The organism is Enterobacter cloacae complex sp. ECL414 (assembly GCF_021869685.1).
Taxonomy (GTDB): Bacteria; Pseudomonadota; Gammaproteobacteria; order Enterobacterales; family Enterobacteriaceae; genus Enterobacter; species Enterobacter kobei.
This window is the reverse complement of sequence record NZ_CP091481.1, coordinates 2,500,649-2,513,479: the sequence shown is the minus strand read 5'-3', so window position 1 is coordinate 2,513,479 and position 12,831 is coordinate 2,500,649. Positions and strand designations below refer to the sequence as shown.

The following is a 12,831-nucleotide window of genomic DNA, read 5'->3' as shown; positions in this document are numbered from 1 at the left end:
ACACTCGTTCAACTTTACGTAGGATCGCATCCTGGACATGTGTCCATGTTTAAAATGAAAAGGAAATTTATGTTTCGTCAGTGGTTAGCGTTAGTGATTATCGTGCTGGTTTATATCCCGGTCGCGATCGACGCGACGGTGCTGCACGTGGCGGCGCCGACATTGAGCATGACGCTGGGCGCCAGCGGTAACGAATTACTGTGGATTATCGACATCTACTCGCTGGTGATGGCGGGTATGGTGCTGCCGATGGGCGCACTCGGTGACCGCATGGGGTTTAAACGATTGTTAATGATCGGCAGCATGCTGTTCGGGGTGTCGTCCCTGGCGGCAGCCTTTGCGCCGTCAGCCGGGTGGCTGATTGCGGCGCGCGCCTCGCTTGCAATCGGTGCGGCGATGATCATTCCGGCCACGCTGGCCGGGATCCGCACGCTGTTTACCGACGCGCGGGATCGTAATATCGCGCTTGGCGTCTGGGCGGCCGTGGGTTCAGGTGGGGCGGCATTTGGTCCGCTGATTGGCGGTATCCTGCTTGAGCATTTCTACTGGGGATCGGTGTTTTTAATCAACGTCCCGATCGTGCTGGTGGTGGTGTCGCTGGCCGCGCGTTTTGTACCCCGTCAACAGGGGCGTCCTGAGCAGCCGCTGAATATCAGCCATGCCATCATGCTGATTGTGGCTATCCTGCTGCTGGTCTACAGCGCCAAAACCGCGTTGAAAGGCGTGCTGTCGCCGTGGCTGGTAGCCTGTACGTTGCTTACCGGGGCTGTGATGCTGTTGATTTTCGTGCGTATTCAACTGCGCGCCCGCGTGCCAATGATCGACATGCGCCTGTTTTGTCACCGCATCATTCTCAGCGGTGTGGTGATGGCGATGACGGCGATGATCGCGCTGGTGGGCTTTGAGCTGCTGATGGCGCAGGAATTGCAATTCGTTCACGGCTTTACGCCATTTGAAGCGGGCATGTTTATGCTTCCGGTCATGGTGGCGAGCGGGTTTAGCGGGCCGATCGCCGGGGTACTGGTGGGGTGTCTGGGGCTACGCATTGTCGCTGCGGGTGGCATGGGGCTCAGCGCGGTCAGTTTCATTGGCCTCTCGATGCTCGATTTCAGCACGCAGCAGTGGCAGGCGTGGAGCCTGATGGTGCTGTTGGGCTTCAGCGCCGCCAGCGCGCTGCTGGCCTCGACCTCTGCAATCATGGCCGCCGCGCCGAAAGAAAAGGCCGCCGCTGCCGGGGCGATTGAAACCATGTCTTATGAACTGGGGGCCGGGCTTGGGATCGCTATCTTTGGTCTGCTGCTGACCCGCAGTTTCTCTGCGTCGATTGATTTGCCGCAGGGGCTGAATGCGTCTCTCGTCGACAAAGCCTCGTCATCCATCGGCGAGGCGATGAAGGTGGCGCAGGATCTCACGCCAGCACTGGCGGTTTCGGTGACGGAGGCGGCGAAAAGTGCGTTTATTACCTCCCACAGCGTGGCGCTGGGGAGTGCGGGGGGCATGCTGTTGCTGCTGGCGGCAGGAATGTGGTTTAGCCTGGCGAAGGTGCCAAAGCAGTAAACAAGCCTGGTGCGCAGGCTGGCCGGGCAGCAGTTTACGGCGTTAGCAGGCAGTGTTCATCTCGTGCTTCAATTTCCGAACCGCTGTAGCGTGCGTATTGCCCGGTCAGGCCAAAAAACGCGGGTTGGGTTTCAGTATAGATTTCTGCTGCAAGTACCAGCCGACGTCGTTCATCTTCGCTCATCTCAAGCAGCGTCCAGGGAATAAAATAGCGCGCCGTTGCGGTCAGTTTGAACCACAGCGGGCAGCCGCAGCCTGGACAAAACCAGCGTTCTCCGCGTGCGGATGAGGCGAAATGAGACGGGGCAATGGAATCTTGCTCCACAAGCGGCTCGCCCTGCGTCTCAAGATACATGGCAATGCCGCCTGACCACTTCTGGCATTGCGTACAGTGACAGGCATATACATCAAAATGGTTGAGGCTCACGCTGAACTGACTCATTCCGCATAAGCAGCGTCCTTTGAACAGGTGCATGGCGTTCTCCTTTTTGACGCCAGAAATCCGTATAAAAAAAGCCAGCCACATGGGCTGGCTTTTTAGCGTGACAAATCTTAGAACTGGTAGGTCAGGCCGACAGCAACGATGTTGTCGGTAGCAACGCCAGTTGCTTTGGTGAAGCTGTTGTCGTCAACCAGGTTGATTTTGTAATCAACATAGGTAGACATGTTTTTGTTGAAGTAGTAGCTCGCGCCAACGTCAACGTATTCAACCAGATCCTGGTCGCCGTATGAACCCAGATCTTTACCTTTGGATTTCAGGTAAGCGATGGATGGACGCAGACCGAAGTCGAACTGATACTGAGCAACAACTTCGAAGTTCTGAGCTCTGTTCGCGATATAACCGTCACCGAAGTTGGTCATGTTGCGGGTTTCAGAGTAGGTGGTTGCCAGGTAGATGTTGTTCGCATCGTATTTCAGACCAGCAGCCCAAACTTCTGCGTTTTCACCGCCAGCGTTAACGGTATTGGCTACGCGACCTGCAGCAACCTGACGGTCAGTACGGTCAGATTTCGCGTAGGTAGCACCGACAGCGAAGCCGTCCATTTCATAGGTAGAAGACAGACCCCAGCCGTCACCGTTCGCTTCGGTGATGTTACGGTCATCGTTTTTACCCTGGTACTGAGCAGCGAAGTTCAGACCGTCAACCAGACCGAAGAAGTCGGTGTTACGGTAGGTTGCAACGCCAGTCGTACGGCCAGTCATAAAGCCATCAGTCTGCGTCCAGGTATCACCACCGAACTCTGGCAGAACGTCAGTCCATGCGCCGATGTCGTAAGCAACACCGTAGTTACGACCGTAGTCGAAAGAACCGAATTCGTTGAATTTCAGACCTGCGAAGGCCAGACGCGTTTTGCTGCCGTCAGTGCCCTGGGATTCAGAGCGGTTGCCTTTGAACTCATATTCCCACTGGCCGTAACCGGTCAGCTGATCGTTGATCTGAGTTTCACCTTTGAAGCCCAGACGAACGTAAGTTTTGTCGCCGTCGTTGCCAGCGTCATCAGAGAAATAGTGCAGACCTGTTACTTTACCGTACAGATCCAGCTTGTTACCGTCTTTGTTATAAACTTCAGCCGCGTTTACAACGCCTGCTGCCAACATGGAAGTCACTGCCACTGCAACTAATTTAAGTTTCATCTTAAATATTCCTTATAATTTTCTTAGGTATTTCCTGAGCCACTTTGAACGAGTTTTAAACGAGGCCGCTCGTCAATGGCACGTTATTTTTAAAAATCTTGTAGTCCTCTTTCAATAATAAGTTTCAAAATATTAATAATAATTTCATTTAGTGTGATCGAGATCGGATTAATGGCCTAAAAATAGCCTGAAATGATGAGTATTTAATCAATTTTGGGTGGGGTTTATTTCCGTCAATATAGTTTCATTGGGTTGTTATAAAATATGTTAATTATCGGTAATGCCGTTCTTTTGGTTAGGTGGTAGAGTGTATTTAACCGAAAAAGGCGGCCTTGCGCCCTTAATTGCACGGAAATTCCGTTGCTTAGGCAGAAACACACAGAAACACACTATTGCACTTTGTGCTATTAATATTGTGAGTATTTGGCGGCAATTAATCACATGGCGGTGTCAGTTTGTGTCAATATTAAGAGACGCAAATTTACGAAAAGAGGGTAATATATACAGAAGTTAAACGCGTGCTCTACCGAACTGAAGAATAGCGTAACGTGCGCCCAAATATTAAATTTATGTTAATTTTTTGCTGTCGGGATGAATATTTCCCGACAGCTGATTCGGAATTATTTTTTGGTGGCGTACCAGCAAAGCAATGACCCGACGCAGACCATCAGCGCGCCTTGCCAGAACGAGAAAGAGAGGGGGGAACTCAGCAGCACGGCGGCAAGCGCGGCAGAGAGTACGGGAGTAAAATAGGATACGGCGGCCAGCACCGTGACGTTACCGTGCAAAATGCCAACATTCCAGGCGGCATAACCTAACCCTAGCGCCACACCACACATAACGAGTTTCACGACAACCGGAACAGTGAAGACCATTTCCGGCTGATCGCTCAGCGCATATTTCACCCACAGGCTCAGTGCCGTCAGCAAAACAAACAGGGTAATGCCGTTTTGCCCGTTAGCAAATTTACGGGTTACCGTGCAGTAGGCCGCCCAGATAAATGCCCCGGCAAAAGCCAGCGTATAGCTGAGTGGATTCGATACAATATTGCGCATTATTTCATCAGGGTGTAATCCTTGATCACCCCCTAGTACCCAACATACACCGAGTAGTGCAAGGATTAAGCCGGGGATAACCCACAGCGTTGATTTTTGTCCGTTGAACAAAATAGCAAAGACGATCGTCAGGCTCGGCCAGAGATAGTTGACCATTCCCACTTCAATGGCCTGCGCTCGCGTGGCGGCATAGCCTAACGACAGGGCAAGGCAAATTTCGTAACTGACAAACAGTATGCTGCCGGCAATAAGATACCTGGGTGAAAAGCGTTTAATATCAGGAAATCCCACCGTTACCAGACACAATAATCCGCTGAGGGTGTATATCATCGCCGCACCGCCGACGGGCCCCAGTCCCTCACTCACGCTACGAATCAGGCCCACCATTGTGCTCCACAACAGAATCGCTGCCAGCCCGATAAGCGTTGCTCTCTTTCTGTCCATTACGTCTTCATCGCTAAAAAAATCAAAGGAAAAAGATATAGCATTAATCCTGACGCTGTTGCGAATTATTCTCGCATGTGTTTAACCCTAAAGGATTATTTGAAGGCGCGAGCGGTGACCATTAAGAGGGCGAAGTCACGCGACCTTGATTTGACGCAAAAAAAAAAGGGGTTTTGCTGTTAGTTTGCGGCGCGAAGTCTTATTTGAACACGAGGACAACAATGGACGTCAGCCGCAGACAATTTTTTAAAATCTGCGCGGGCGGTATGGCCGGAACAACAGCCGCTATGCTGGGATTCGCTCCTAAAATGGCGCTGGCTCAGGCACGCAACTATAAACTGCTGCGCGCGAAAGAGATCCGTAACACCTGCACATACTGCTCCGTGGGTTGTGGGCTTTTGATGTACAGCCTGGGTGATGGCGCGAAGAACGCCAGAGAAGCGATTTATCATATTGAAGGGGACCCGGATCATCCGGTGAGCCGTGGGGCGTTATGCCCGAAAGGCGCGGGTCTGCTGGACTACGTTCACAGCGAAAACCGCCTGCGTTATCCGGAATACCGTGCGCCAGGCTCGGACAAATGGCAGCGTATTTCCTGGGATGAGGCCTTCTCCCGTATTGCAAAATTGATGAAAGCCGACCGCGACGCCAACTTTGTTGAAAAGAATGCAGAGGGGGTGACGGTCAACCGCTGGCTTTCCACCGGTATGTTATGTGCCTCTGCGGCCAGTAATGAAACCGGCATGCTGACGCAAAAATTTGTGCGCTCTCTCGGCATGCTGGCGGTTGATAACCAGGCGCGCGTCTGACACGGACCAACGGTAGCAAGTCTTGCTCCAACATTTGGTCGCGGTGCGATGACCAACCACTGGGTTGATATCAAAAACGCTAACGTCGTGGTGGTAATGGGCGGTAACGCCGCTGAAGCCCATCCGGTGGGATTCCGCTGGGCGATGGAAGCGAAAAACAACAACGATGCGACGCTGATCGTCGTCGATCCGCGCTTTACGCGCACGGCTTCGGTGGCCGATATCTATGCGCCGATCCGCTCCGGCACGGACATTACGTTCCTGTCCGGCGTACTGCTGTACCTGATCGAAAACAACAAAATTAACGCGGAATACGTTAAGCACTACACCAACGCAAACCTGCTGGTGCGGGATGACTTTGCCTTCGACGACGGGCTGTTCAGCGGCTATGACGCGGAAAAACGCCAGTATGACAAGTCCTCGTGGAACTATCAGTTCGACGAAAACGGCTATGCAATGCGCGATGAAACACTGACGCACCCGCGCTGCGTGTGGAACCTGCTGAAGCAGCATGTTTCCCGCTATACGCCGGACGTGGTGGAGAACATCTGCGGTACGCCGAAAGCGGACTTCCTGAAAGTGTGCGAAGTGCTGGCCTCCACCAGTGCGGCAGACAGAACAACGACCTTCCTGTATGCGCTGGGCTGGACGCAGCACACCGTGGGTGCGCAGAACATCCGCACCATGGCGATGATCCAGCTGCTGCTCGGCAACATGGGAATGGCAGGGGGCGGCGTGAATGCGCTGCGCGGTCACTCCAATATTCAGGGGCTCACCGACCTCGGCCTGCTCTCCACCAGCCTGCCGGGTTACCTGATGCTGCCGTCGGAAAAGCAGGCAAATCTGCAAACGTATCTTGAGGCCAACACGCCAAAAGCGACGCTGCCGGATCAGGTGAACTACTGGAGCAACTATCCGAAGTTCTACGTCAGCCTGATGAAATCCTTCTACGGCGACGCGGCGCAGAAAGAGAACGACTGGGGCTTCGAGTGGCTGCCGAAGTGGGATCAGGCGTACGACGTCATTAAGTATTTCAACATGATGGATAAGGGTAACGTCACGGGGTATATCTGCCAGGGCTTTAACCCGGTAGCGTCCTTCCCGGACAAGAACAAAGTCGTTCGCAGCTTGAGCAAGCTGAAGTACATGGTCGTAATCGACCCGCTGGTGACCGAAACCTCGACCTTCTGGCAGAACCACGGTGAAGCGAACGATGTCGATCCGGCGTCGATTCAGACCGAGGTGTTCCGCCTGCCGTCCACCTGCTTTGCGGAAGAGGATGGCTCCATTGCGAACTCCGGTCGCTGGCTGCAGTGGCACTGGAAAGGCCAGGAGGCACCGGGTGAAGCGCGGAATGACGGTGAGATCCTGGCCGGGATTTACCATCGTCTGCGCGAAATGTATCGCTCCGAGGGCGGTAAAGGCGCTGAGCCGCTGCTGAAAATGCGCTGGAACTATAAGCAGCCGGATCGTCCAGAGTCAGAAGAAGTGGCGAAAGAGAACAACGGCGTTGCGCTGGCGGATATTTATGATGCCAACGGTAGCCTGGTGGCGAAAAAAGGCCAGCTGCTGAACAGCTTCGCGCTGTTGCGTGATGACGGTACCACGGCATCTTCCTGCTGGATCTACACCGGCAGCTGGACGGAGCAGGGTAACCAGATGGCGAACCGCGATAACGCCGACCCGTCCGGGCTGGGCAATACGCTGGGCTGGGCCTGGGCGTGGCCGCTGAACCGCCGCGTGCTGTATAACCGCGCCTCCGCCGACGTGAACGGCAAGCCGTGGGATCCAAAACGCATGCTGATCCAGTGGAACGGCTCGAAGTGGGCAGGGAATGATATCCCGGACTACAACACCGCCGCGCCGGGCAGCAACACCGGGCCGTTTATCATGCAGCCGGAAGGGCTGGGTCGCCTGTTTGCGCTCAACAAGCTGGCAGAAGGGCCATTCCCGGAACACTACGAGCCGATGGAAACGCCGCTCGGCACTAACCCGCTGCACCCGAACGTGGTCTCCAGCCCGGTGGTGCGGATCTATGAAGACGACGAATTGCGCTTAGGCAAAAAGGACAAATTCCCGTATGTGGGTACAACCTATCGCCTGACCGAGCATTTCCATACCTGGACCAAGCACGCGCGGCTTAACGCCATCGCCCAACCGGAACAGTTTGTGGAGATAAGCGAAACGCTGGCGAAAGCGAAGGGGATTGCCAACGGTGACCGCGTGAAGGTGAGCAGCAAGCGTGGCTTTATCCGCGCGGTGGCGGTGGTGACCCGTCGTCTGCAGAGCCTGAACGTTCATGGTCAGCAGGTGGAGACGGTCGGTATTCCGTTGCACTGGGGCTTTGAAGGGGTGGCGCAGAAAGGCTACATCGCCAATACCCTGACGCCAAACGTTGGCGATTCCAACTCGCAAACGCCGGAATACAAAGCGTTTCTGGTCAACATCGAGAAAGCGTAAGGAGCGATTAAATGGCGATGGAAACACAAGACATTATTAAACGCTCCGCGACCAACCCGATTACCCCCGCGCCTCGTGCGCGGGACTATAAGGCAGAAGTCGCTAAGCTTATCGATGTCTCTTCCTGCGTGGGCTGTAAAGCCTGCCAGGTGGCCTGTTCGGAGTGGAATGATATCCGCGACGAGGTGGGGCACTGCGTCGGGGTCTACGATAATCCGGCGGATCTGAGCGCCAAATCCTGGACGGTGATGCGCTTTAGCGAGACCGAGCAGAACGGCAAGCTGGAGTGGTTAATCCGTAAAGACGGCTGCATGCACTGTGAGGATCCGGGCTGTCTGAAGGCGTGCCCGTCCGCGGGGGCGATTATTCAGTATGCCAATGGGATCGTCGACTTCCAGCAGGACAACTGCATCGGCTGTGGGTACTGCATCGCGGGCTGTCCGTTTAATATTCCGCGCCTCAATAAAGAGGATAACCGGGTCTATAAATGCACCCTGTGCGTGGACCGCGTGAGCGTCGGGCAGGAGCCTGCCTGTGTGAAAACCTGTCCGACCGGGGCGATTCACTTCGGCACTAAGAAAGAGATGCTTGATGTGGCGCAGGCGCGGGTGGACAAACTCAAAGCGCGCGGCTACGACAAGGCGGGTATTTATAACCCGCAGGGCGTGGGCGGTACGCACGTTATGTACGTGCTGCACCATAACGACCAGCCGGAGCTGTATCACAATCTGCCGAAAGATCCGGCGATCGACACCTCAATCAACCTGTGGAAAGGGGCGCTCAAACCGCTCTCTGCAGCGGGCTTTATCGCCACCTTTGCCGGGTTGATTTATCACTACATTGGTATCGGGCCAAATAAAGAGGTGGATGACGACGAGGAGGAGCATCATGAGTAAGTCGAAAATGATCGTGCGCACGAAGTTTGTCGACCGCGCCTGTCACTGGACGGTGGTCATTTGCTTCTTCCTGGTGGCGGTCTCCGGCATCTCGTTCTTCTTCCCTACGCTCCAGTGGCTGACGGAAACTTTCGGCACCCCGCAGATGGGACGCATTCTGCACCCGTTCTTCGGCGTGCTGATTTTCGTGGTGCTGATGTTTATGTTCGTGCGCTTCGTCCATCACAATATCCCGGATAAGCAGGACATTCCGTGGCTAAAAGGAATTGTCGAAGTGCTGAAGGGCAACGAGCATAAAGTGGCGAAAGTAGGCAAATATAATGCCGGACAAAAGATGATGTTCTGGACCATCATGAGCATGATTTTTGTGCTGCTGGTGACGGGCGTCATTATCTGGCGTCCGTATTTTGCCTCGTATTTCCCGATTCAGGTGGTGCGCTACGCGCTGCTGATCCACGCCACCTCAGCCATTATTCTGATCCATGCCATTTTGATCCATATGTATATGGCGTTCTGGGTGAAGGGGTCGATTAAAGGGATGATTGAAGGGAAGGTGAGTCGTCGCTGGGCGCAGAAACATCACCCGCGCTGGTATCGCGATGTGGAACGACTGGAAGCGAAACAGGAAAGTACGGAAGGGATGAAGTAAGACCTGCGCCGTCGGCTTTGCCCGGCGGCGCTGCGCTTGCGCGGGCCTACAAGAATGATATCAGAACCGCTCTTCCACATAACGGAACGGGTATTTCGTCGGTTTCACTTTGCCAATTTTACGTTTCGGTAATTCCACCTTTTCAACGTGAATTTCTTTATACGGGATCTGCGTCAGGAGATGCGAAATAATATTCAGCCGCACGCGTTTCTTATCTTCCGAACGGGCCACATACCACGGTGCCCAGGCGGTATCGGTTGCCGCAAACATGGCATCGCGCGCTACGGTATATTCATCCCACAGGTTAAACGATTTAATATCCATCGGTGAGAGCTTCCATATTTTACGACCGTCGTTAATACGGTCACGTAAACGGCGTTCCTGCTCTTTGGGTGTCACCTCAAGCCAGTACTTCAGCAGAATAATCCCGGCATCAACCATCGCTTTTTCCATCACCGGCGTACCGTCGAGAAACTTCTCCACCTGTTCCGGCGTGCAGAACCCCATGACCCGCTCGACGCCCGCGCGGTTGTACCAGCTTCGGTCGAATATCACGATCTCCCCGGCAGCGGGCAGATGGGGAACATAACGCTGAAAATAGAGCTGGGTTTTCTCTTTCTCGGTGGGGGCGGGAAGGGCAACAACGCGGAAAACGCGCGGGCTGACGCGCTCGGTGATCGCTTTTATGGTGCCGCCTTTACCGGCGCCATCGCGCCCTTCAAAAACGATACACACTTTTAACCCTTTGGCGACGACCCATTGCTGGAGCTTCACCAGTTCAACGTGGAGGCGACGAAGCTCTTTTTCGTACTCTTTGGTTTTCAGCGGTGCATTTTTTTCGACATCAACAGCGACACTGGTTTTCTTCTTGCTTTCCATGATTGTCATCCTCAGGTTGTCCGGCGCGGGAAAAAGCGAGGCCGCACTATGAAGTGTAATCCACCTGAATTAATGGATTAACGTGTCAGCCAGCTGATTTGAACTGGCTCACCATACAAGTTTGTTCAATAATGCCCGTCGCGAGTTTTTAACCTGTGGTCGTGGTATGAAAAAGACAATTTTTTCGTTGGCGCTTGGCACGTTTGGCCTGGGGATGGCTGAATTTGGCATTATGGGTGTGCTCACCGAACTGGCGCACGACACCGGCATTTCTATTCCCTCGGCCGGGAATATGATTTCGTTTTATGCTTTCGGCGTGGTGATTGGTGCCCCGATTGTGGCGCTCTTTTCGGGCAAGTTCTCGTTAAAAACCACGCTGTTGTTCCTGGTGGCAATGTGCGCTGTCGGCAATGCGCTGTTTACTTTCTCCACGTCCTATTTCTGGCTGGCGCTGGGGCGTTTAATTTCTGGTTTTCCGCACGGGGCCATTTTTGGCGTCGGGGCGATTATCCTCTCTAAAATAGCACCACCGGGGAAGGTAACGGTTGCCGTGGCCGGGATGATCGCCGGTATGACCGTGGCTAACCTGGTCGGTGTCCCGCTGGGTACCTGGCTGGGGCACGCATTTAGCTGGCGCTATACCTTTTTCCTGATTGCCGTGTTCGATGCGCTGGTGATCCTGTCGGTTATCCTTTGGGTGCCACACCTCCATGACAGATCAGAAATCAAATTGACCGAGCAGTTCCATTTTCTGAAAAGACCAGAACCGTGGCTGATTTTTGCCGCCACTATGTTTGGTAACGCCGGTGTGTTTGCGTGGTTCAGCTTCGTTAAGCCCTTTATGGTTAACGTCTCTGGTTTTTCGGAAGGGGTGATGACCGCCATCATGATGCTGATGGGTCTTGGGATGGTGTTGGGCAATCTGTTAAGCGGTAAACTCTCTGGTCGCTTTAGCCCGCTGCGCATTGCCGCCACCACCGATATGGTGATTGTCGCCTCACTGCTGCTGCTTTTTGCCACTGGCGAACAGAAAACGGCCTCGCTGGTCATGGGCTTTATCTGCTGTGCCGGGCTGTTTGCGCTCTCTGCGCCGCTGCAAATCCTGCTTCTGCAAAATGCGAAGGGCGGTGAGATGCTGGGGGCGGCAGGGGGACAGATGGCATTTAATCTCGGCAGTGCGATTGGCGCGTACTTTGGCGGGATGATGATTACCCTTGGCTTTAGCTGGCGTTACGTCACGCTACCAGCGGCAATACTCTCGTTCTCGGCCATGAGCGCATTGCTGTTGTACGGATATCTGCGGCCAAGACAGTCACACGTTAAGGCTCGTACGGCTGTATGAAAACCGCTCCCTTTCGGGAGCGGTGATAAATGATGAGCGCTTATGAGCGTAAATCAATCACCATACGGCCACGGATCTGACCCTGTTCCATCTCTTTGAAGATGGCGTTGATGTCTTCGATTGGACGCATTGTCACCTTCGGTACCACTTTACCTTCCGCCGCAAACTGGAACGCTTCCTGCAGATCCTGACGGGTACCAACCAGTGAACCCACCACCTGAATGCCGTCCAGCACCAGGCGCGGAATATCCAGGCTCATCGCTTCCGGTGGCAGACCAACCGCGACCACACGACCACCGGCGCGCACGGCATCCACCGCGGAGTTGAAGGCCGCTTTTGCGACGGCAGTGACGACAGCAGCATGTGCGCCGCCGGTTTTTTCCTGCACAATTTTAGCGGCATCTTCACTGCGGGAGTTGATGGTCAAATCCGCACCCATGCTGGCGGCAAGCTTCAGCTGTTCGTCATTAACATCCAGCGCGATGACTTTGGCGTTAAAGACGTTTTTAGCATACTGCAGCGCAAGGTTGCCTAGCCCACCCAGACCATAAATGGCAATCCACTGGCCCGGTTTAATACCTGAGATCTTCACCGCTTTGTAAGTGGTGACACCGGCGCAGGTGATGCTGCTGGCGGCAGCAGAATCCAGGCCGTGTCCGGTACTTTTACCGCGTAATCGGCGGTGACGATGCACTCTTCCGCCATGCCGCCATCAACGGAGTAACCGGCGTTTTTTACATCGCGGCACAGAGTTTCGTTGCCGGTATTACAGTATTCACAGTGACCACAGCCCTCAAAGAACCAGGCGACGCTTGCGCGATCGCCGACCTTCAGCGACGTCACGCCAGGGCCGATTTCTTTCACGATGCCAATCCCTTCATGGCCCAGGATCACCCCGGTTTTATCGCCAAAGTCACCGTTCTTTACGTGAAGATCGGTATGGCATACGCCACAGCATTCCATCTTCAGCAGGGCTTCCCCGTGCTTGAGCGGGCGCAAGGTTTTTTCGGTAACGTTAACCTGATGATCCTGAGTAACAACAGCAGCCTTCATGTGTATCTCCTTGTTCATGATGAGTATCTGCATAGCAGGTGTAATACTCCTC

The 12,831-nt window shown here is 54.1% G+C and carries 9 protein-coding genes and 1 pseudogene; 5 read left to right on the top strand and 5 right to left on the bottom strand.

All coding sequences use genetic code 11. The features are described 5' to 3' along the window. The first annotated feature begins 69 nt into the window (after positions 1-69). The gene (locus L3068_RS12165) at positions 70-1,557 is read left to right on the top strand and encodes an MFS transporter (protein ID WP_117580228.1); all 1,488 of its coding nucleotides are present in this window, start codon (positions 70-72) and stop codon (positions 1,555-1,557) included. 34 nt (positions 1,558-1,591) lie between these two features. On the opposite strand, the gene L3068_RS12160 is transcribed toward L3068_RS12165, so the two are convergent. The 3 genes from L3068_RS12160 to yddG form a co-directional block, all read right to left on the bottom strand. Further along, a complete protein-coding gene (locus tag L3068_RS12160) occupies positions 1,592-2,032 on the bottom strand; it encodes a GFA family protein (RefSeq protein ID WP_014883916.1) in 441 nt (146 codons plus the stop codon). A 77-nt stretch (positions 2,033-2,109) separates the two neighbouring features. After that, on the bottom strand, positions 2,110-3,192 hold the full coding sequence (gene ompC, locus L3068_RS12155) for a porin OmpC (protein ID WP_014883915.1): 1,083 nt from the start codon (positions 3,190-3,192) through the stop codon (positions 2,110-2,112). A gap of 620 nt (positions 3,193-3,812) precedes the next feature. Further along, the gene (gene yddG / locus L3068_RS12150) at positions 3,813-4,691 is read right to left on the bottom strand and encodes an aromatic amino acid DMT transporter YddG (protein WP_117581754.1); all 879 of its coding nucleotides are present in this window, start codon (positions 4,689-4,691) and stop codon (positions 3,813-3,815) included. A 221-nt stretch (positions 4,692-4,912) separates the two neighbouring features. On the opposite strand from yddG, the gene fdnG reads away from it, so the two are divergent. The 3 genes from fdnG to fdnI are packed head-to-tail and all read left to right on the top strand — an operon-like array spanning position 4,913 to position 9,505. Then, positions 4,913-7,960, top strand: coding sequence for a formate dehydrogenase-N subunit alpha (fdnG, locus tag L3068_RS12145; protein ID WP_117581752.1), 3,048 nt, complete (start codon positions 4,913-4,915; stop codon positions 7,958-7,960). A gap of 11 nt (positions 7,961-7,971) precedes the next feature. Beyond that, positions 7,972-8,856, top strand: a complete 885-nt coding sequence (fdxH, locus tag L3068_RS12140; protein ID WP_023330472.1) for a formate dehydrogenase subunit beta — start codon at positions 7,972-7,974, stop codon at positions 8,854-8,856. Next, positions 8,849-9,505, top strand: a complete 657-nt coding sequence (gene fdnI, locus L3068_RS12135) for a formate dehydrogenase-N subunit gamma (RefSeq protein ID WP_014883910.1) — start codon at positions 8,849-8,851, stop codon at positions 9,503-9,505. The genes fdxH and fdnI overlap by 8 nt, the downstream gene beginning before the upstream one ends. A gap of 60 nt (positions 9,506-9,565) precedes the next feature. On the opposite strand, the gene ppk2 is transcribed toward fdnI, so the two are convergent. Further along, complete coding sequence (gene ppk2, locus L3068_RS12130; protein ID WP_117581750.1) at positions 9,566-10,384, bottom strand: polyphosphate kinase 2; 819 nt, start codon at positions 10,382-10,384, stop codon at positions 9,566-9,568. A gap of 166 nt (positions 10,385-10,550) precedes the next feature. On the opposite strand from ppk2, the gene araJ reads away from it, so the two are divergent. Continuing rightward, a complete protein-coding gene (gene araJ, locus L3068_RS12125; RefSeq protein WP_117581748.1) occupies positions 10,551-11,726 on the top strand; it encodes an MFS transporter AraJ in 1,176 nt (391 codons plus the stop codon). A 40-nt stretch (positions 11,727-11,766) separates the two neighbouring features. Here the strand turns inward: araJ and adhP are convergent. Continuing rightward, positions 11,767-12,779 (bottom strand): annotated as a pseudogene (gene adhP, locus L3068_RS12120) (alcohol dehydrogenase AdhP). Positions 12,780-12,831: the final 52 nt, after the last annotated feature.